18 protein-coding genes are annotated in these 20,166 nt (G+C 72.3%); 11 read left to right on the forward strand and 7 right to left on the reverse strand.

From position 1 onward, the window contains the following. Positions 1–49 precede the first annotated feature (49 nt). Positions 50–2,512: a phospholipase D-like domain-containing protein gene (locus ACFOSY_RS27845; RefSeq protein ID WP_394311882.1), complete on the reverse strand. Its 2,463-nt coding sequence runs from the start codon at positions 2,510–2,512 to the stop codon at positions 50–52. A gap of 159 nt (positions 2,513–2,671) precedes the next feature. Here ACFOSY_RS27845 and ACFOSY_RS27850 point away from each other — a divergent pair, with 159 nt between their 5' ends. The 6 genes from ACFOSY_RS27850 to thpD all read left to right on the forward strand — a co-directional run bounded on the left by ACFOSY_RS27850 (position 2,672) and on the right by thpD (position 8,080). Further along, complete coding sequence (locus ACFOSY_RS27850; protein ID WP_394311885.1) at positions 2,672–3,772, forward strand: pyridoxal-phosphate-dependent aminotransferase family protein; 1,101 nt, start codon at positions 2,672–2,674, stop codon at positions 3,770–3,772. A gap of 213 nt (positions 3,773–3,985) precedes the next feature. Further along, complete coding sequence (locus ACFOSY_RS27855; protein WP_394311887.1) at positions 3,986–4,543, forward strand: DinB family protein; 558 nt, start codon at positions 3,986–3,988, stop codon at positions 4,541–4,543. A 353-nt stretch (positions 4,544–4,896) separates the two neighbouring features. After that, on the forward strand, positions 4,897–5,403 hold the full coding sequence (gene ectA / locus ACFOSY_RS27860) for a diaminobutyrate acetyltransferase (protein ID WP_394311889.1): 507 nt from the start codon (positions 4,897–4,899) through the stop codon (positions 5,401–5,403). A 68-nt stretch (positions 5,404–5,471) separates the two neighbouring features. After that, positions 5,472–6,743, forward strand: a complete 1,272-nt coding sequence (ectB, locus tag ACFOSY_RS27865) for a diaminobutyrate--2-oxoglutarate transaminase (protein WP_394311891.1) — start codon at positions 5,472–5,474, stop codon at positions 6,741–6,743. A 35-nt stretch (positions 6,744–6,778) separates the two neighbouring features. Then, on the forward strand, positions 6,779–7,177 hold the full coding sequence (locus ACFOSY_RS27870) for an ectoine synthase (RefSeq protein WP_004932953.1): 399 nt from the start codon (positions 6,779–6,781) through the stop codon (positions 7,175–7,177). A 6-nt stretch (positions 7,178–7,183) separates the two neighbouring features. Continuing rightward, positions 7,184–8,080, forward strand: a complete 897-nt coding sequence (gene thpD / locus ACFOSY_RS27875; RefSeq protein ID WP_394311897.1) for an ectoine hydroxylase — start codon at positions 7,184–7,186, stop codon at positions 8,078–8,080. A gap of 126 nt (positions 8,081–8,206) precedes the next feature. Here thpD and ACFOSY_RS27880 read toward each other — a convergent pair whose 3' ends face one another. From ACFOSY_RS27880 to ACFOSY_RS27895, 4 genes are all read right to left on the reverse strand, one after another. Continuing rightward, positions 8,207–9,259 carry an aminotransferase class V-fold PLP-dependent enzyme gene (locus ACFOSY_RS27880; RefSeq protein WP_394311899.1) on the reverse strand — a complete coding sequence of 351 codons (1,053 nt, stop codon included), beginning with the start codon at positions 9,257–9,259 and terminating at the stop codon, positions 8,207–8,209. Positions 9,260–9,355: 96 nt separating this feature from the next. Beyond that, complete coding sequence (locus ACFOSY_RS27885) at positions 9,356–10,072, reverse strand: DsbA family oxidoreductase (RefSeq protein ID WP_394311902.1); 717 nt, start codon at positions 10,070–10,072, stop codon at positions 9,356–9,358. Positions 10,073–10,173: 101 nt separating this feature from the next. Then, on the reverse strand, positions 10,174–10,782 hold the full coding sequence (locus tag ACFOSY_RS27890) for a DUF1349 domain-containing protein (RefSeq protein WP_225653374.1): 609 nt from the start codon (positions 10,780–10,782) through the stop codon (positions 10,174–10,176). Between the two features lie 66 nt (positions 10,783–10,848). Continuing rightward, the gene (locus tag ACFOSY_RS27895) at positions 10,849–11,121 is read right to left on the reverse strand and encodes a hypothetical protein (RefSeq protein WP_394311905.1); all 273 of its coding nucleotides are present in this window, start codon (positions 11,119–11,121) and stop codon (positions 10,849–10,851) included. A gap of 418 nt (positions 11,122–11,539) precedes the next feature. Here ACFOSY_RS27895 and ACFOSY_RS27900 point away from each other — a divergent pair, with 418 nt between their 5' ends. After that, the gene (locus ACFOSY_RS27900; RefSeq protein ID WP_394311907.1) at positions 11,540–13,270 is read left to right on the forward strand and encodes a sensor histidine kinase; all 1,731 of its coding nucleotides are present in this window, start codon (positions 11,540–11,542) and stop codon (positions 13,268–13,270) included. A gap of 90 nt (positions 13,271–13,360) precedes the next feature. Further along, positions 13,361–14,023 carry a response regulator transcription factor gene (locus ACFOSY_RS27905; RefSeq protein ID WP_394311910.1) on the forward strand — a complete coding sequence of 221 codons (663 nt, stop codon included), beginning with the start codon at positions 13,361–13,363 and terminating at the stop codon, positions 14,021–14,023. 7 nt (positions 14,024–14,030) lie between these two features. On the opposite strand, the gene ACFOSY_RS27910 is transcribed toward ACFOSY_RS27905, so the two are convergent. Continuing rightward, positions 14,031–15,560, reverse strand: coding sequence for an aldehyde dehydrogenase (NADP(+)) (locus ACFOSY_RS27910; RefSeq protein WP_394311911.1), 1,530 nt, complete (start codon positions 15,558–15,560; stop codon positions 14,031–14,033). Between the two features lie 142 nt (positions 15,561–15,702). On the opposite strand from ACFOSY_RS27910, the gene ACFOSY_RS27915 reads away from it, so the two are divergent. From ACFOSY_RS27915 to ACFOSY_RS27925, 3 genes are all read left to right on the forward strand, one after another. Continuing rightward, positions 15,703–16,476, forward strand: coding sequence for an IclR family transcriptional regulator (locus ACFOSY_RS27915; RefSeq protein ID WP_006132716.1), 774 nt, complete (start codon positions 15,703–15,705; stop codon positions 16,474–16,476). 3 nt (positions 16,477–16,479) lie between these two features. After that, entirely contained in the window at positions 16,480–16,953 is a 474-nt protein-coding gene (locus tag ACFOSY_RS27920) for a GNAT family N-acetyltransferase (RefSeq protein ID WP_394311914.1), read from the forward strand. A gap of 124 nt (positions 16,954–17,077) precedes the next feature. Continuing rightward, entirely contained in the window at positions 17,078–18,535 is a 1,458-nt protein-coding gene (locus ACFOSY_RS27925) for a peptidoglycan D,D-transpeptidase FtsI family protein (protein WP_394311917.1), read from the forward strand. Between the two features lie 69 nt (positions 18,536–18,604). Here ACFOSY_RS27925 and ACFOSY_RS27930 read toward each other — a convergent pair whose 3' ends face one another. Beyond that, on the reverse strand, positions 18,605–20,053 hold the full coding sequence (locus ACFOSY_RS27930; protein ID WP_394311921.1) for an NCS2 family permease: 1,449 nt from the start codon (positions 20,051–20,053) through the stop codon (positions 18,605–18,607). Between the last annotated feature and the right edge of the window lie 113 nt (positions 20,054–20,166).

The raw sequence follows: 20,166 nt of genomic DNA on the forward strand, positions 1-20,166 counted from the left end.
GTGGGAAGCGGTCCGGGCCGTCGGGCGGAAGGGGACGTCAGGGGTGCGCCTACTTGTTGGCGAAGGCGTCCCGCAGCCGCATCTCGTTGAACTTGTTGCCGTCGTAGTCGTCCGAGTACGTCAGGGACAGCCGGCCGCTCGGCGCCAGGGCGACCGCGGGGCCGCCCTGTCCGCCTCCCGAGACGACGTTCATCCGCAGCGCCGGGAGACGTCCGGTGGTGCTGCCGTCGGCGTTGAAGCCGCGGGCCCACACGTCGTCCAGGCCGTCGACGAACGCCTCCTTCCAGGTCACCACGAAGTCACCGGCGTCGGAGACGGCCACGTCCGGGTCGGCCTGGGTGCCGATCGGACGGCCGGACGGCACCTGGGCCGTGTCCGGCGTGGTGCGCACCTCGGCGCCCGCGGGGGCGCCGGCCGCCGAGAAGATCCGGTGGTACACCCTCTGCGGGCGCTCCACCGTCCCGCTCCCGGTGGTGTACGCGTCGGCCCACGCGGCCACGATCCGTCCGTCGCCGGCCACCGCGACCGCCGGCCTGGTCTGCTGGCCGTCGGTGAGCGTGTTGGCGACCTTGCGCGCGACCGCGAAGCCGCCCGAGGTGTCCAGCGTCGCCAGGCCGATGTTCAGGCCGCCGTTGCCGTCCGCGTCCTCCTCCCACACGACCGTCGCCCGGCCGGCGTCGTCGAGGGCGACGTCCGGGCGGCGGTTGGAGCCGGCGGCGCCGGAGTTGATCGTGCTGACCCGCACGTCCTGGTACTGCAGGGCGCCGGTACCGGACCAGCTGCCGGCGTACACCTGGTTCAGGGTGGACCCGTCGGCGGTGGACTCCCACGCCACGGCGTAGGAGCCGTCCGGGGCGACGGCCACGGTCGGGCGGAGCTGGTCGCCGTCGCCCGAGGCGTGCGGACGCGGCAGGCTGGTCACGGTTCCGTCCGGGGCGACCTTGCGCACGGCGATGTCACCGTACTTGTTGCCGTCGTCGTCGGCGGTCCACACGACGATCGCGTTGCCGTTCGCGTCGACGCCCACGTCGGGCTTCTGGTGCGACCAGGTGGCGCCGGTGCCGCCGGGGCTGAGCTTCTTCTCGCTCCACAGCGGCACGCCGTCCTTGTACATGCGGATGTACACGTCGGTGCCGAGCTCGGTGTCCGAGGAGTCGTGGCGGTCGCCCTCCTCGTAGACCACCGCGGTCCAGGTGGTGGAGCCGGTGCCGCCGGAGGCGACCGCGCTGTAGTGCTGGTCCCCGTCGGCCTTGGTGTTGACCCGCGAGTAGTGCTGGGCGGTGGAGCCGTAGACGGTGGAGTCGATGTCGTACGTGCCCTGGCGCACCGCGTCGAAGTTGTCGACGTACGCCTGGTAGATCACCGGGTCGTCGATCCGCAGCAGCGTCTCGTCGTTGCGCTGGAGGGCGCCCTTGGTCCAGTTGTGCGAGCCGGTGAAGACATGCCGGACCTCGGTGCCGTCGGCCTTCCGCCACTCGGTGAGCAGGTACTTCGAGTGGGTGGTGCCGCGGTTGCAGGTGACGGTCGCGTAGCGGCAGCCGCCGGGGCGGTTGGCGTGGACGGGGATGTCCAGGCCGGTGAGCTCGTTGACCCCCGCGTTGTCGCCGTCGCCGTTGGGGTCGCTCAGGTCCCGCCCGTTGACCTCGATGGCGCAGCCGGCGGCCTTCTTGGCCTCCAGGGCGGTGTAGATCGCGGGCCGCGAGCTGCGCTCGTCGAGCTCGGCCGCGGAGATCCGGATACGGCCGCCGCGGGCGCAGTCGACGTCGTCGATGAAGGAGGCGACGATGTCGGCGTTGCCGTAGTGCGAGGCGTCGGACGCCGTGTCGCGGGGGAAGAAGAACGCTTCCACCGGGGCGTCCGGGTCGCTCGTCGTGTGGTCGTACGTGGTGTGCGCGCTGTCGCCGGCGTGCTTGACCTGATCCTGGAAGTGCGCGATGTAGCGCGCGGCGAGCTGCGCGTTGTTCGACACGATCAGCGCGTTGTTGAGCTCCCCGGACTGGGAGACGGCGATGTTCTCGGAGCTCTGCCAGACCACGTTCTTCCGCCCGTCGTCGAGGGCGGTGAAGACGAAGTACTTGTCGTGGTTGATGGCGTTGACGTCGTCGGGTCCGTTGCCCAGGCAGCTGTTGGTGCACCAGGTCCAGGTGGAGCCGTTCTTCAGCTCCGCGGCCGTGAAGGGCGTGCTGATGGACTCGTTGCGCTTCTCCGAGACCATGCGGAAGGTGACCCCGCGGTCCTGCGCCTCGAGCATCTTGGCCTTCAGCTCCTCGAGCCCGAACCAGTACATCCCCATGTAGACGGTGGAGCCCGGCGCCGCGTGGTCGACGAGACCGGCGAGGTCGTTGAGGATCGAGTGGTCGAGCGTGGTGCTGCCCGGCTTGGTGTAGTTGAACACCGCCTTGTAGTCGCCGGACGTCACGTCCGCGGCCTGGGCGGTGGTGGGGGCCACCAGGGAGAGGCCCAGCAGGGCGGGTACGGCGAACGAGCCGGCGAGCCGTATGCGTCTTCGCACGCGAGCGCCTCCTTGTGAGGGGTGTGGGAGCAGAGACGTCACGCTAGTGAAACGGGCAGGCAAGATCAACGCGGTGGTTCGGCCATCCTGCGGGGCGGTGCGGGAAGAACGGTTAGGCTCGCAGGCGCGTACCGCGATCCTGAGCGAAAGAGCACCACCGTGACGAACCTCCTCCTGGACCTGCCGCCGCTGAGCGCCGCCCGCTTCGCCTCCGTCGAGGACCGCGTGGCACGGCTGCTGGGCACCGGGCAGGACGTGCTGATCACCCAGGGCGAGGCGCTGCTGCCGCTGGAGGGCGCGATCCGCGCGACGGCCGGGCCCGGGACGACCGCGCTGAACGTCATCACCGGCCCCTACGGGCAGACCTTCGGCGACTGGCTGCGGGACTGCGGCGCCACCGTCGTCGACCTGGCCGTGCCGTTCCACACGGCGGTGACCGCCGCGCAGGTGCGGGACGCCTTCGCCGAGCACCCGGAGATCGACTTCGTGTCGCTGGTGCACGCCGAGGCCGCCACCGGCAACACCAACCCGGTCGCCGCGATCGGCGAGGTGGTGCGCGAGCACGGTGCGCTGTTCTACCTCGACGCGGTCGCCTCGGTGGGCGCGGAGCCGGTGCTGCCGGACGCCTGGGGCGTGGACCTGTGCGTCATCGGGGCGCAGAAGGCGATGGGCGGGCCCGCCGGGGTGTCGGCGGTCTCGGTGAGCGAGCGGGCGTGGGCCCGCATGGCGGCGAACCCGAACGCGCCGCGCCGCTCCTACCTCTCCCTCCTGGACTGGAAGGAGCGGTGGATCGACGGCGGCCGCAAGACGCTGCTGCACGCCCCGGCGCAGCTGGAGATGCTCGCGCTGGAGGCGTGCGTGGAGCGGATCGAGGCGGAGGGGCTGGAGACGGTGATGCGGCGGCACGCGTCGGCCGCCGCGGCGACCCGGGCAGGGGCGGTGGCGCTCGGGGGCGGGGTCACGCCGTACGTGCGGGACGCGGCGGATGCGGCGCCGGTCGCGACGACGCTGCGGGTGCCGGCCGGGACGACGGCGTCCGAGCTGGTCGCTCGGGCGTTGGCCGCGGATCCGGGGGTGCCGCTCGCGGCGGGTGGGGGTGAGCTGGCTCGGGAGATGATCCGGGTCAACCATTACGGGGCGGAGGCGACTCGGGGGGCGGTTCGGGGGTGCCTGACGGCGCTGGGTGCGGCGCTGGCGGACGCGGGGGTGGCCGTTGACCTGGCTGGGGCGTTGGCTGCTGCGGAGCGGGCCTGGGGGTGAGCGGCGGGGCGGGCGCCCGGCGGTTCTGAGCGTGCGCCTTCTTTCGGCGCCGGTGCTGGTGCCGGGCGGGGGGTGTTGCGCAGCCCGGCGTTAACGGGGTGCCGCCCGCGCCCACCCGTGCCGCCCCAGGCGGCACGCATGCCCGCGGTTTCGCGGTCCCCCGGCGCCCCAGGCGGCACGACTGCCCGCGGATGGCGGGGGCTTCCCCGTGGCATGCTGCGGCGTATGTCTGTTGATGCCTTCTCGGATCCGGCCGATGCCCTTAGTCTGCCCGACGGGCGGCCCGTGCCCCTGTTCACCGGGGATGAGCGGGCCATGCTCGAGAGTTGGCTGGACTACCATCGCGCGACGCTCGCGCTGAAGTGCGCCGGGCTGGACGACGCGCAGGTGCGGGTCGCGTCGGTCGAGCCGTCGGCGATGACGCTGCTGGGGCTGGTGCAGCACATGGCCGTGGTGGAGCGGAACTGGTTCCAGCGGATCGTCGCCGGTCAGGACGTACCGCCCGTGTTCGACGACGTCACCGGGTTCTCGCTCGACCCGGCGCGCGGGATGGACGAGGCGCTCGACATGTGGCGGCGGGAGATCGCCCGGGGTCGGGAGCTGTGCGCCGGGCTTCCCCTGGACGGCACCGGGCGGATCGCCGACGGCCCGATGGCCGGCGCGGAGGTGAGCCTGCGCTGGGTGCTGATCCACATGATCGAGGAGTACGCGCGCCACAACGGTCACGCCGATCTCCTGCGGGAGCGCATCGACGGGGTGACCGGCAGCTGAATTCCGGGGGATTATCGAAATCCCTCGCACAGATACTCCCGCGACATTCTCCGGCTTATTTCCCTATTACTCGGCAGCGCAGCTTCCCGTCCTCTTCTGCCCGCTCTTCCCGACCCTAAACGCCCCGATCGGAGAAGCGGCTACCGGACGTTTCCGGGTGTGGTCACGAGAGTTACACCAATGTGACCGGTTCCACATCGTGCCCGATTCATCATGCTTCCTCCCGTGCGAAACGGGGCATTTCGCCGACCCCTCGCGCGGACACGCCCGCACGCGCGATAACACAGGACACGCTCGTACGTAACCCCGCAGGACGATGCAATTTTGAATTTACCTCGGTAAGTTCAATTCGCATGACTGCCGCACAAGCAGACCTGCAAATCGACCGCCCGACCGTGGCGGACGGAGCCGTGCTGTGGCGGATAGCCAGGGACTCGAAGGTCCTCGACCTGAACTCGTCGTACAGCTATCTGCTGTGGTGCCGTGACTTCGCCGCCACCTCGGCCGTCGCTCGCGACGAGCGCGGGGAGCCGGTCGGCTTCGTCACCGGTTACCTCCGCCCGGACAGCCCGCGCACCCTGCTGGTCTGGCAGGTCGCCGTCGACGAGGCGCACCGCGGACGCGGTCTGGCCGCCGCCATGCTCGACGCACTGGCCGCCCGGACCGCCGCGGAGCACGGCGTGGACACCGTGGAGACCACCGTCGCTCCCGGCAACACCGCCTCCGAGCGCCTGTTCACCGCGTTCGCGGAGCGCCACGGCGCCCTGCTGGAGCGCGAGGTGCTCTTCGGGACCGCGGACTTCCCCGACGGACCGCACGACCCCGAAGTCCTGCACCGCATCGGGCCGTTCGCGCTCTGACGCGCCGGCCCGGCCCTCCGATCTTCCGACTCCCTCTGACCTCCCACGCCACCGAGGAGCGATTCGTCGTGACCATCACCCAGCCCGACCTCAGCGTCTTCGAGACCCTCGAGTCCGAGGTGCGCAGCTACTGCCGCGGCTGGCCCACCGTCTTCGACCGTGCGCACGGCAGCCGCATGTACGACGAGGACGGCCACGAGTACCTCGACTTCTTCGCCGGAGCCGGTTCACTCAACTACGGCCACAACAACGCCGTCCTGAAACGCGCCCTGATCGACTACCTGGAGCGCGACGGCGTCACCCACGGCCTCGACATGTCGACGACGGCCAAGCGCGCGTTCCTGGAGTCCTTCCAGAACTACGTCCTGCGCCCCCGCGACCTGCCGTACAAGGTCATGTTCCCGGGCCCGACGGGCACCAACGCCGTGGAGTCCGCGCTGAAGCTGGCGCGGAAGGTGAAGGGCCGCGAGTCCGTGGTGTCGTTCACCAACGCCTTCCACGGCATGTCGCTGGGCTCGCTCGCCGTGACCGGCAACGCGTTCAAGCGGGCCGGCGCGGGCGTCCCGCTGGTGCACGGCACGCCGATGCCGTTCGACAACTACTTCGACGGCCAGGTCCCGGACTTCCTGTGGTTCGAGCGCATCCTGGAGGACCAGGGCTCGGGCCTCAACAAGCCGGCCGCGGTGATCGTCGAGACCGTGCAGGGCGAGGGCGGCATCAACGTGGCGCGGCCCGAGTGGCTGCGCGCCCTGGCCGACCTGTGCGAGCGCCAGGACATGCTGCTCATCGTCGACGACATCCAGATGGGCTGCGGCCGCACCGGCGCGTTCTTCTCCTTCGAGGAGGCCGGCATCACGCCGGACGTCGTCACCGTCTCCAAGTCGATCAGCGGCTACGGGCTGCCCATGGCCCTCACCCTGTTCAAGCCGGAGCTGGACGTCTGGGAGCCGGGCGAGCACAACGGCACGTTCCGCGGCAACAACCCCGCGTTCGTGACGGCCACCGCCGCCCTGGAGGCGTACTGGGCGGACGGCTCCGCGATGGAGAAGCAGACCCGCAGGCGCGGCGAGCAGGTGGAGCAGGCGATGACCGCCATCACCGAGGAGAACCTCGCCGACGTCAAGGAGTACCGGGGCCGCGGCCTGGTGTGGGGCCTGGAGTTCCACGACAAGGAGCGCGCCGGCCGGGTCGCGAAGCGCGCCTTCGAGCTCGGGCTGCTGATCGAGACGTCCGGCCCGGAGAGCGAGGTCGTCAAGCTGCTCCCCGCCCTGACCATCACCCCGGACGAGCTGGACGAGGGCCTCACCGTCCTCGCCCGCGCCGTCCGTGAGACCGCCTGAAACACACACCCCAGCCGAGGAGGCATCGCAACACCGTGATCGTCCGTTCGTTCAAGGAGATCGAAGGCACCGACCGGCACGTGAAATCGGCGTCCGGCACGTGGGAGAGCAAGCGCATCGTCCTCGCCAAGGAGAAGGTCGGCTTCTCCGTGCACGAGACGATCCTGTACGCGGGTACGGAAACGGACATGTGGTACGCGAACCACATCGAGGCCGTCGTCTGCACCAAGGGCGACGCCGAGCTGACCGACCGCGAGACCGGGAAGACGTACCACATCACCCCCGGCACCATGTACCTCCTCGACGGCCACGAGCGGCACACGCTCAAGGTCAAGGAGGACTTCCACTGCATCTGCGTCTTCAACCCGCCCGTGACCGGACGGGAGGACCACGACGAGAACGGCGTCTACCCGCTGCTCACCGAGGAGGTGTGATCCACCGTGACCACGACCACGCACGTCACCGATCTCTACCCGACCCGCGGTGCCACCGAGGTGGTCACCCCGCGCCAGGACCCGGTCGTCTGGGGCTCCCCGGACACGCCCGGCCCCGTCTCGGCGGGTGACCTCCAGGCGCTGGACCGCGACGGCTTCCTGGCCGTCGACCAGCTGATCGGCCCGGACGAGGTCGAGGTCTACCGGCGTGAGCTGGACCGGCTGGTCACCGACCCGGGGATCCGCGCGGACGAGCGCTCGATCGTCGAGCCGAAGTCCCAGGAGATCCGCTCGGTCTTCGAGGTGCACAAGATCAGCGAGGTGTTCGCCCGGCTCGTGCGCGACGAGCGGGTCGTCGGCCGCGCCCGGCAGATCCTCGGCTCGGACGTGTACGTCCACCAGTCCCGGATCAACGTCAAGCCGGGCTTCGGCGCGAGCGGCTTCTACTGGCACTCGGACTTCGAGACCTGGCACGCCGAGGACGGCCTGCCGAACATGCGCACCATCTCGGTCTCGATCGCGCTCACCGAGAACTACGACACCAACGGCGGTCTGATGATCATGCCGGGGTCGCACAAGACGTTCCTCGGCTGCGCGGGCGCGACGCCGAAGGACAACTACAAGAAGTCGCTCCAGATGCAGGACGCGGGGACGCCGTCCGACGAGGCGCTGACCACGATGGCGTCGGAGTACGGCATCAAGCTGTTCACCGGCAAGGCCGGCTCGGCGACCTGGTTCGACTGCAACTGCATGCACGGCTCCGGCGACAACATCACGCCGTTCCCGCGCAGCAACGTGTTCATCGTGTTCAACAGCGTCGAGAACGCGGCGGTCGAGCCCTTCGCCGCCCCGATCCGCCGACCGGAGTTCATTGGGGCGCGGGACTTCACTCCGGTGAAGTAGGCACGACGCGCGGTACGCCCCGAGCGCACCGCGCCGGCACGGCGGTGAGGTGTGCGCACCGCCGCACCGACTGCGGGCCGGGCCTCCTCGTGTGGGACAAGGAGGCGCCGGCCCGCTGCCGTGCGCTCAGCCGGACAGCGCGTCCAGCAGCCGGTCCACGTCGGCGGCCGTGTTGTAGAGGTGGAAGGACGCCCGCAGGTTGCCCGCGCGGTTCGACACCTGGATGCCCGCCGCGGACAGCTCCGGCTGCGTCCGTCCCAGCCCCGGCACGGACACGATCGGCGAGCCCGGCGCGGGCACGGGCTCGTGGCCCAGCGTGGCGAGCCCCGCGCGGAACCGGTCGGCGAGGGCGAGGTCGTGGGCGCGGACGGCGTCCACGCCGATCTCCTCGAGCAGTCCGAGGGACGCCCGCAGTCCCGCGTAGCTGAACAGGGCGGGACTGGCGTCGAACCGCCGTGCGGAGTGGGCGAGTTCGACGACGGGACCGTAGCAGCTGGCCCACGGGTCCTCCCCCGCGACCCAGCCGGCCTGCACCGGGACGAGGTCGCCGAAGTCCTCGGGGACGACGAGGAAGGCCGCGCCGTGCGGTCCGAGCAGCCACTTGAAGGTGATGGTGACGCTGTAGTCGTACGCGTCGGCCTCCACCGGCAGCCAGCCCGCGGCCTGGGAGAAGTCGACGTAGGTGCGCGCCCCGTGGGACCGGGCCGCCTCGCGCAGCGCGGGCAGGTCGGCGATCCGGCCGTCGGCGGACTGGGCGGCGCTCACCGCGACCAGCGCGGTGCCCGGCCGCACGGCGTCGGCGAGCCCCTCCAGCGGCACGGCCCGCACCTTGAGGTCGCCGCGCGCGTGGAAGGGGTTCAACACCGAGGTGAAGTCGTCGTCGGCGGTGAGGACTTCGGCGCCCGGCGGCAGGGACGCGGCGACCAGCGAGGAGTACAGGGCGACGGTCGCCCCGGCCGCGACCCGCTCGACGGGCACGCCCGCCAGCCGGGCGTACGCGGCGCGGCACGCCTCGACGTCGGCGAACAGGGGGTCGAGCGGGCGCCCCGCCGCGCGCAGCCGGGCGGCCGCGTCGAGCGCGGCCACGGTCCGGGCGGGCAGCAGGGCGTTGCTCGCGGTGTTCAGGTAGGTGTTCTCCGGGGTGAACTCGGCACGGACGAGGCTCTCGAAGGTCTCCATGGAACCACTGTGCGGCCCCGCCGTCCCCCCGTCCATTGCATATGTCTGCGCGGTATCGCGAAAAATTTCTTATACATCCGCGCCGGCCTGCGCGTTCTACCGCTGGGGCACCGCGCACCCGTCGGGACCGCAGGCGTCGGCGTCCGTGTCGCCGTCGACCAGGGTCAGCGGCGACCGCTCGCCCCAGGCCTGGGTGAGCGCCCGGGTGAAGACCTCGACCGGCTGGGCGCCGGAGACGCCGTACTTCCGGTCGAGCACGAAGAACGGCACCCCGCGCGCGCCGAGCCGCGCGGCGTCCTGCTCGTCGGCGCGGACCTCGGCGGCGTACGCCTCCGGGTCGGCGAGCACCTCGCGGGCCGCCCCGGTGTCGAGGCCTGCGGCGCCGGCGAGTTCGACGAGCCGCTCGTCGTCGCCGAACAGGGAGCGCTCCTCGGCGAAGTTGGCCCGGTAGAGCAGGTCGAGCAGCTGCTCCTGGCGGCCGTGCTCGCGGGCGAAGTGCAGCAGGCGGTGCATGTCGAAGGTGCCGGCGTGGTCGCGGCCCCGGGTGCGGTAGGGCAGGCCCTCGGCGGCGGCCTGGGCGCCCAGGTTGTCCTCGCCGGCCTCGGCCTGCGCCTGGCTCATGCCGTACTTCTTGGTGAGCATGGTGAGCACGGGCTCGACGTCGTCCTTGGCGCGGTTCGGGTCGAGCTCGAAGGACCGGTGCACCACCTCGACCCCGTCACGGTGCGGGAAGGAGGCCAGCGCCTTCTCGAAGCGGGCTTTTCCGACATAGCACCAGGGGCAGGCGATGTCGCTCCAGATCTCGACGCGCATGGGCGGGCTCTCTCCAGGGTCGGCACGGCTGCGGAGACGCCCTCCGCAAACCGGTGAACGTTCAAGCAACCGGCGGCATTCCCCGTGCGGGCAGGTTTCGCTCAGCTGCCGTCGCGCAGGTCCGGCGGCCAGTGCGGCCGGTACTCGAGGTGGTCGAAGGTCACCACGCACCCCTCCCCGATCGGCGACTGCGTCGCGAACCCGACCAGGGCGGCGCCCGTCTCCTTCTCGTCGCCGAGCGTGAACAGACGGACGAAGGTCCACTGCTTGCCGTCGCGGGAGGCGTGGAAGGCGAAGGCGCGCCCGGTGCGGCTCACCCGCAGCCAGACGGTCTTGCCGTCCACGGTGAAGGAGTTGGCGTCGTCGGAGTGGCCCCGGGTGACGACCGTGCAGACGGTGGGCACGTCCGGGGAGTACTCCAGGCACAGCTTGGCCCAGGCGCGCTCGCCGACGTGGACGTAGAGCACCCCGGCGTCGAAGCTGCCGGCGAAGCCGACCGTGACGCGGGCGATCAGCTGGAAGTCGCCCTCGGGCGCGCCGAGCAGCCGGGGGGCGTCGGCGGCGGGCTCCAGGGACTCGCCGGTGGGCGGCACGAAGCGGTCCTGCCGGGGTCCCGCCCATCCGGTGAGGACGCCGTCCTCGTAGGACCAGGAGCCGTCGGGGCCGTAGGTCCGCAGCGGGAAGGGGAGTTCGGGTATGTCCAGGTCCATGGCGGGATTGTCCCAGGCGCCGCCCCGGCCCGCGCACCCGGTCCCGGTCGGCGCACCCGGTCCCGGTCAGCGGCCCTGGTAGGTGTCGAGGGCGACCGCCTGGGCGACGGCGAGCCGCGGGTCGAGGCCGGGGGCGGTCGCCTCGACCAGGTGGCGGTCGCGCAGGGCGATCCTCTGCTCGACCGTCATCACCGGCTTGCCGTCCGTCTCGAAGTCGAAGTGATAGGGCCAGGCGAACGGCACCGGCTCCAGCGGCAGCACGTCCCGGGCCCTGCGCAGCACGGCCACGAACCGGTTGCGCTCCCGTCCGACGGCGTCGGGCGCGCCCGGCTGCCGCATCACCCAGGTGGAGCGGACCAGCGAGGCGAGGACCCTCTCGCGGAGGGAGCCGATCGGCGTGCCCTCCGGTTTAGCAGGTCGAAGCCGTCGCCCGGCGCGGTGCGCTGCTCGACGGTGAACGCGACCAGGCGCTGGGAGGCGTCGGTGTAGAAGGTCAGGTTCCGGTCGAAGAAGAACCGTCTCCGCTCGGTGCAGGCGAGGACCGGGCCGTCGGAGCCGTCCGGCGCTCGCCGGCGGGGGTCCGCATCGGCGCCGCCATCGTCGCCGGGCGGGCCGCGGGGGCGCAGTCTCCGGACGTCGCGGTCCCCAACGACCGAAGAGCACACGGATGTTGACGGACGCCGTTCACTTTGGTCGTCCGGCCCCGCTACGGAGGGAGGATGCCGGCGCCCCGGTGCGGGACCCTAGGGTCGGGCGCGTGGACACAGCGCAGATCTCCCGCCCCGCCCGTCCCCTGCTGTCCCGGTTGGCCGCCGCCTCCCCCTGGTCGCGCGGCCGGGTCGCCGGGGAGAGCGTGCTGCTCGTCGTGCTCGCCGGCATCGCGGGAGCGGCGTACGCCACGGAGAGCGGATCCCCCGCGAAGGGCTGGGCGCTGGCCCTGCTCGTCGGGCTGCTGTCCCTGGCCCGGCGCGCGCTGCCCGCCACCGTGCTCGTCGTCTCGTCGGCCCTGGCCGGCTCGGTCCTCGGGGCCGGCCCGCTGCTGATCTACGTGAGCTGGTCGGCGGGCAGCCGCATCAGGCGTCCCTGGCGCGCGGCCGGCGCGTACGCCGCCGGGATGGCGCTGTACGTCGCGCGCGGTCTGCTCGAGGGCGGGGGCGAAGCGCTGGAGCTGTCGCTGCTGATGACGGCGGCGCTGGGCGCGGGCCCCTATCTGGTGCTGGCGGTCGTGCCGGGGCTCGCCTCCCGGTACCGCGCCCAGCGCCGTGACCTGCTGGAGGCGCTGCGCCGGCACAACGCCCAACTGGTGCGCGAGCGGGCGATGGTGGCGCGGCAGGCGCGGCTGCTGGAGCGGCAGCGCATCGCCCAGGACATGCACGACAGCCTCGGCCACCAGCTCGCCCTGATCGCCGTGCACGCGGGGGCGCTGGAGGTGGACCCGGAGCTCGGCGACCGGCCGCGGGAGGGGGTGGGCATTCTGCGGGAGGCCGCCAGGTCGGCGATGCGGGAGCTGCGCGAGGCCGTCGGCATCCTCCGGGACGACGCCGAGGAGCCGCCCGCGCCCGTTCCCGGCCCCGGACCGGAGGCGTCCGGGGCGCCGCCCGCCCGGGGCGCGGCCGGGGTGGACGCGCTGGTGGCGTCGTCCAGGAGCGCGGGCGCCCCGGTGGAGCTGCGCCGCTCGGGCGAGGAGCGGCCGCTCGCCCCGGCCGCGGACCACGCGGTGTACCGCATCGTGCAGGAGGGCCTCACCAACGCGCACAAGCACGCGCCGGGCGCCCCGATGACCGTGGAGCTGCGCTACGAACCGGACAGCCTGGTGGTGGAGGTGGCCAACGGGCCGGTGCCGGACGGGGCGCCCGCGGCGCCGCCCGCGGTCAGCGGCGGCCAGGGCCTGGCGGGACTGCGGGAGCGGGCCCGGCTGGTCGGCGGCATGGTGCACAGCGGCCCCTCGCCCGACGGCGGCTTCCGCGTCGCCGGGGTGCTGCCGTACGGCGACGGCGGCTCGCCCGCCGGCCGTGAGGACGCGACGTCCGTCGCGCCGGGCGGCGACTTTCGGGGGCAGACCGGGGCGGGCGGCGCGGGCGACGGTGGAGCGGACATCGACCGCTCCGACCCGAAGGAGTACGCCGCCATCATGAGCAGCAAGAAGAACGTCGCCCTGGGCTGCGCCCTCGTCTCCGTCGCCCTCGTCGCCGGCACCGTCACCCTGCTGGTGTGGGGGGTGGGCAAGCTGGTCGACGAGGTGGAGAAGGGCGTCATACCGGCGAGCGTGTACGAGGAGGCACGCGTCGGCGACGCCGAGGCCGGCCTGCGCGAGAAGTTCCCGGAGGGCGGCTCGATCCTCACCGACGGCGTGGAGAAGCAGGGCCCGCCGCTGCCGCAGGACGCGGTGTGCGAGCACTTCGTGGACGACGAGAAGGACATCGTGTACCGGTTCTGCTTCCGCGACGGGAAGCTGGTCGCCAAGGAGTCCTACCCGCACGAGATCTGACGGGCGGCCGGCTCCGGGCCGGCGGGGGGATCGGGCATGATGGCACGGCACCGCCGTCCGCCCGTCCCACCGCACCGCGCAGGAGGCCGCGTGATCCGGGTCCTGGTCGCCGACGACGAGCCGCTCATCCGGGCCGGCATCAGGATGATCCTCACCTCGGCCGACGACATCGACGTCGTCGCCGAGGCGCGGGACGGCCGGGAGGCGGTGGAGACCGCACGCTCGACCGCCGTCGACGTGGCGCTGCTGGACATCCAGATGCCGGTGATGGACGGGCTGACCGCGCTGGCCGAGATGGGCCGGGCGGCGCCGGGGGTGCGGGTGCTGATCCTGACCACGTTCGGGGAGCGGGAGAACGTGCTGCGGGCGCTGGGCCACGGCGGCGCCGGGTTCCTGCTGAAGGACTCCGCGCCGCAGGAGCTGATCCACGCGGTCCGCGCGGCGGCGGCCGGCAACGCCTATCTCTCCCCGGCCGCCACCCGGCACGTGGTGGACACCCTGGCCTCGCCGGCCGCGACCGCGCGCGGCGAGGAGGCCCGCCGCCGCCTGTCCGCGCTCACCGAGCGGGAGCTCCAGGTGCTGGCGCTGCTCGGGGAGGGCCTGTCCAACGCGGACGCCGGGGCCCGGCTGCACATGAGCGAGGCCACGGTGAAGACGTACGTCAGCCGGATCCTGGCCAAGCTGGACTGCGACAACCGGGTGCAGGCCGCGCTCCTGGCCCGGGACGCGGGCCTGGAGCCGGCCGGCGGGTGAGCGCGGGTCAGCGCTCCAGGCGGCCGTTGAAGCGGCGGGGCAGCCCGAGCGGGTTGTCGTCCCTCAGCTCCGGCGGCAGCAGCGCCTCCGGGGCGCCCTGGTAGACGACGGGCCGCAGCCACCGCTCGATCGCCGTGCCGCCCACGGAGGTGGACGTGGAGGTGGTCGCCGGGTAGGGGCCGCCGTGGTGCTGGGCGGGGGCGACGGCGACGCCGGTCGGCCAGCCGTTCACCAGCACGCGTCCGGCCAGCGGGGTGAGGTCCCGCACCAGTTCGGCGCCGCGGCCCTGACCGGCCGCCTCCTCGGAGGACACGTGCACGGTCGCGGTGAGGTTGCCGGGGAGCCTCGACAGCACCTGTCGCACCTGGGCCTCGTCCGTGTAGCGGGCCACCACGGTGACCGGTCCGAAGCACTCCTCCAGCAGCAGGTCGTGCGCGCCCTCGCGGGTCAGCCGCTCCGCCGGGACGGTGAGGAAGCCGGCGCTGACGGTGTGCTCGCCGCCCGCGCCCGCGGTCACCGGGGACTCCACGTCGGGGAGCTGGGTGCGCTCGGTGACGCCGGCGAGGAAGTTGTCGCGCATGCGGTGGTCGAGCAGGACGCCGGGGTCGGTGTCGCTGACCGCGTCCGTCAGGGACTTCAGCAGGGCGTCGCCGGCCGCGGAGGCCGGGGCGAGGACCAGGCCCGGCTTCACGCAGAACTGGCCGACGCCCAGCGTCATCGAGCCGGCCAGTCCGGCGCCGATGGCCTCGCCGCGCTCGGCGGCGGCGGCCTCGGTGACCAGGACCGGGTTCAGCGAGCCGAGTTCGCCGTGGAAGGGGATGGGGACGGGCCGGGCGGCGGCCTCGTCGAAGAGGGCGCGGCCGCCGCGCACCGAGCCGGTGAAGCCGGCCGCCGCGACCAGCGGGTGCCGGATCAGCTCGATGCCGGCGTCGAAGCCGTGCACCAGGCCGAGCACGCCGTCGGGCACCTGGTGCCGGGCGGCGGCCCGCCGGATCACCTTGGCGACCAGCTCCGACAGCGCGGGGTGGTCGGGGTGGGCCTTGACGACGACCGGGCAGCCGGCCGCCAGCGCGCTCGCGGTGTCGCCGCCGGCCACGGAGAAGGCGAACGGGAAGTTGGACGCGGAGTAGACGGCGACGACGCCCAGCGGAATCTTGTAGCGGCGCAGGTCGGGCACGGGCGGGGTGGCGGTGTCGTCGGGGTGGTCGATGACGACGTCGAGGAAGGCGCCCTCCTCGACGATGCCGGCGAAGGCGCGCAGCTGGTAGCAGGTGCGGGCGAGTTCGCCGGTGAGCCGGACCGGGCCGAGCGCGGTCTCGGCGTCGGCGGCCTCGACCAGCCGGTCGCGGGCCGCCTCGAGTTCGTCGGCGGCGGAGCGCAGGAAGGCGGCACGGACGGTGCGGTCGGTCAGCGCCTCGCGGGCGTCGTGGGCGGCCCGGACGGCGGCGTCCACCTCCTGGGCTGTGGCCTCCACCGCAACCTGTTCACGCTGCTTCCCGGTTCGGGGGTCGACACTCCAGACTGGTGCTGCTGCCACCGCGGGTCCCTCCACTTGAATGCCGCATGCAATGCCGCAGTATGTACGTCACCCAAGGCGGGTGTTCGATATACTGAACACTGTCTCTGTGGGTGAATGCGCTTCGGAGAGTATTTCCCGGCGAACGAAGGGGTCAAGGGCGATGTCGGCTGGCGAGACGGGCGGCGGGGCGCAGGTCAAGTCCGCGGTGCGGACCGTTGAACTGCTCGAATACTTCGCCGGGCGCCCCGGGATGCACTCCCTGGCGGCGGTCCAGGAGGCCGTCGGCTACCCCAAGTCAAGCCTGTACATGCTGCTGCGCACGCTCGTCGACCTCGGCTGGGTGGAGACGGACGCGACGGGCACCCGGTACGGCATCGGCGTGCGGGCGCTGCTGGTGGGCACCTCGTACATCGACGGCGACGAGGTCGTCGCGGCGGCCCGGCCCACGCTGGACCGGCTCTCCGACGACACCACCGAGACGATCCACCTGGCGCGCCTGGACGGCACCAACGTCGTCTACCTCGCCACCCGCCAGTCCCAGCACTACCTGCGCCCCTTCACCCGGGTCGGACGCCGGCTGCCCGCGCACTCCACGTCGCTGGGCAAGGCGCTGCTGAGCACGTACTCGGACGAGCAGGTGCGCAAGATGCTCCCCGAGACGCTGCCCGCGCTCACCGAGAACACGATCACCGACCGGGAGAAGCTCATCGAGGAGCTGCACCAGGTGCGGGAGCAGGGCTTCGCCGTGGACCGCGAGGAGAACACCCTGGGGCTGCGCTGCTTCGGCGTGGCCATCCCGTACCGCACGCCCGCCCGGGACGCCATCAGCTGCTCGGTCCCGGTGGCCCGGCTCACCCCCGCCCACGAACAGATGGTGAAGGACGCCCTGTTCGACGCCCGCGACCGGCTGACCCTGGCCACCCGGAGGCTCTGACCCGTGGACATCGCCCTGCGCCCGGTGCACGACAGCGACCTGCCCGTCTTCTTCCGCCAGTTCAACGACCCCGAGTCGCTGCGGATGGCGGCCTTCACGCCCGAGGACCCGGCCGACCGGGACCGCTTCGACGCGAAGTGGGCGCACATCCGCAGCTCCCCCGAGATCGTGGCGCGCACCGTGCTGGCGGACGGCGACGTGGTGGGCAGCGTGTCCGTCTACGGCGAGGCGGGCGAGCGCGAGGTGACGTACTGGATCGACCGCGCCTACTGGGGCAAGGGCATCGCCACGGCCGCGCTGCGCGCCCTGCTGGCGGAGGTGACCGAGCGCCCGCTGTACGCGCGCGTGGCCGCCGACAACGCGGGCTCGCTGCGGGTGCTGCGCATGTGCGGCTTCGAGGTCACCGGGAAGGCCCGTGGGTACGCGGCGGGGCGCGGCGCGGAGACGGACGAGCTGGTGCTGTCCCTGGAGCGCTGACGCGGCCCTCCCCCGGCCGCGCGGGTGAGCGGGCTCACGCCGGGCGGGGCGCTGTATGAACGGCAGGTGAGAATCCGGGCGGACGGGAACGTTCCGACGCCTGCCGTTCGTCTGTCCGGACGCGATGAACAGGACGATCAGGCGTGCCTCCGTCTTCACCCTGCTCCTGGTGTTCGCCCTGCTGGTGCGGGCGACCTGGGTGCAGTTCTACGAGGGCCGGGCACTGGCGGACGACAACGACAACCGGCGCAACGCGATCGAGACGTACGCGGAGCCGCTCGGGAACATCGTCGTGGGCGGTGAGCAGATCACCGGCTCGGCGCGGACGAAGGGGAGCGACCTCGCGTACAAGCGCACCTACACGGACGGTCCGCTGTACGCGGCGGTGACCGGCTACGCCTCGCAGGCCTACGCGCCGACCCAGCTCGAGGGCATCTACGCGGACGTGCTCAACGGCACCGACCCCCGGCTGAGGACGGTGACGGATACGGTGACCAACGGGCGGGCGGCCCCGGGGGACGTGGTGACGACCGTCGACCCGGCCGTGCAGAAGGCCGCGTACCAGGCGCTGGGCGACAAGAAGGGCGCCGCGGTCGCCATCGACCCGGAGACCGGCCGGATCCTCGCCGCCGTGTCCACCCCGTCCTACGACCCGGCGGCGCTGACCGACGCCAACACCGCCGGCGAGGCCTGGACGCGGCTGAACGACGACCCGGACAAGCCGCTGACCAACCGGGCGCTGCGCCAGCCGCTGCCGCCCGGCTCGACGTTCAAGCTGGTGGTGGCGGCCGCCGCGCTGGAGGACGGCCGGTACTCCTCGGTGGACGAGCGCACCGACAGCCCCGACCCCTACCCGCTGCCGGGCACGGAGAGGAACCTCGGCAACGAGAACCCGGACGCGCCCTGCGAGAACGCCTCGATCCGGGTGGCGCTCCAGTACTCCTGCAACAACGTCTTCGGGAAGATGGCCGTCGACCTGGGGCAGGACAAGGTGCGCGACATGGCCGAGAAGTTCGGCTTCAACGACGACGAGCAGGACGTGCCGGTGCGCGCCTACGCCAGCGTGTACCCCTCGGACATGGACGAGGCGCAGACCGCGCTCAGCGGCATCGGCCAGTTCGACGTGACGGCGACGCCGCTGCAGATCGCGATGGTGTCGGCGGCGCTCGCGAACGACGGCGAGCTGGTGTCGCCGCACATGGTGTCCCGGGTGACCGACAGCGGCGGCGACGTGCTGGAGGACCACGACGAGGACGCCTCCACGCGGCGGATCGTCAGCTCCTCGACCGCCGAGCAGCTGCGGTCGGCGATGCAGACGGTGGTGGACGCGGGCACGGGCACCAACGCGCAGCTGTCCGGCGCCACGGTGGGCGGCAAGACCGGCACGGCGCAGCACGGCGAGAACAACAGCAAGACGCCGTACGCCTGGTTCACCTCGTACGCGGAGTCCGAGTCCAACGGCAAGAAGGTGGCCGTGGCGGTGCTGGTGGAGCAGTCGGACGCGGAGCGTTCGGAGGTCAGCGGCAACGGCCTGGCCGCCCCGATCGCGCGGGAGACCATGAAGGCCGCGCTCCGGGACTGAGCCGAAGAGGAAGCGCCTGCGGGCCGCCCCCGGTACGCGAAGGGGGCGGCCCGCGGTGGTGTGCGGCGGTCAGACGCCGAGCAGCTGCTCGATCGGGTCGATCGCGAAGTAGACCAGGAACAGCGCCGAGGCGCCCCACAGCAGCCAGTGGACCTCCTTGGCGCGCCCCAGCACCGTCTTGACGAGGACGTAGGCGAGGAAGCCGGCGCCGATGCCGTTGGTGATGGAGTAGGTGAACGGCATCACGGCGATGGTCAGGAACGCCGGGATGGCGATCTCGTACCGGTCCCAGTCGATGTGCCGGACCTGGGTCATCATCAGGAACCCGACGGCGACCAGGGCGGGGGCGGCGGCCTGGAGCGGGACGATGGTGAGCAGCGGGGTGAGGAACAGCGCGAGCCCGAACAGCGAGCCGGTGACCAGGTTGGCGAAGCCGGTGCGGGCGCCCTCGCCGACGCCGGCCGCCGACTCGATGTAGGAGGTCGCCGAGGAGGCGGAGGCGGCGCCGCCCGCGACGGCCGCGGCGCCGTCGATCAGCAGGACCTTGCCGAGGCCGGGCACCTTGCCGTCCTCGTCCAGCAGGCCCGCCTCGGCGCTGACGCCGACGACGGTGCCCATGGTGTCGAAGAAGTCGGACAGGATCAGGGTGAACACCAGCAGCACGACGGTGACCACGCCCACCTGGCCGAACGCCCCGAACAGGCTGAACTGGCCGAGGAGGCCGAAGTCGGGGGCGTCCACCACCTTGTCGGGCCACTCCGGGGTGGTCAGGCCCCAGGTCTTGACGTCGGCGAGCGCGTTGACGACGAGCGCGACGACGGTCATGGTGACGATGCTGATGAGGATGGCGCCGCGCACCTTGCGTGCGAGCAGGCCGACGGTGAGCAGCACGCCCAGGCAGAACACCAGCATCGGCCAGCCGGCGAGGGTGCCGGTGCTGCCGAGCTGGACCGGCACGGTGGTGTTGGCGGCGTCCGGGATGCGGGTGACGAACCCGGCGTCGACGAAGCCGATCAGGGCGATGAACAGGCCGATGCCGACGCTGATGGCCTGCTTCAGCTGTTGCGGGATGGCGTGCATGACCGCCTCGCGCAGCCCGGTCACCACCAGGACGCAGATGAGCAGGCCCTCCAGCACGATCAGGCCCATCGCGTCGTCCCAGCTCATCAGCGGGGCGAGCTGGAAGGCGACGACCGCGTTGAGGCCGAGCCCGGCGGCCAGGGCGAGCGGCAGGTTGCCGCCGACGCCCATGACGATCGTCATCACGGCGGCCACCAGGGCGGTGGCGGTGGTGAGCTGCACGGGGTCGAGCTGCTCACCGAACTTGTCCTTCGCGCTGCCCAATATGAGCGGGTTGAGCACGAGGATGTAGGCCATCGTGAAGAAGGTGGCGAAGCCGCCGCGTATCTCCCGGCCGAACGTCGAGCCTCGTTCGGTGATCCGGAAGAACCGGTCGGCACCCGTCACCGTGGACGGCCCGGCGTCCTGCCGGCCGGCCGTCTTCTGCGCCTCGGACATGCAACTGCTCCTCGATGAGCGGGAGATGATGATCTGGGGAACGCTGGCTGGATTGTGCCCGTGCCGTACGTCGTTCCGGTGTGCTTCGTGTGACGGATTGGCATACCGGCCGG

The sequence above is a fragment of the Streptomyces lusitanus genome (assembly GCF_042647945.1).
GTDB classification, from domain to species: Bacteria; Actinomycetota; Actinomycetes; order Streptomycetales; family Streptomycetaceae; genus Streptomyces; species Streptomyces pseudogriseolus.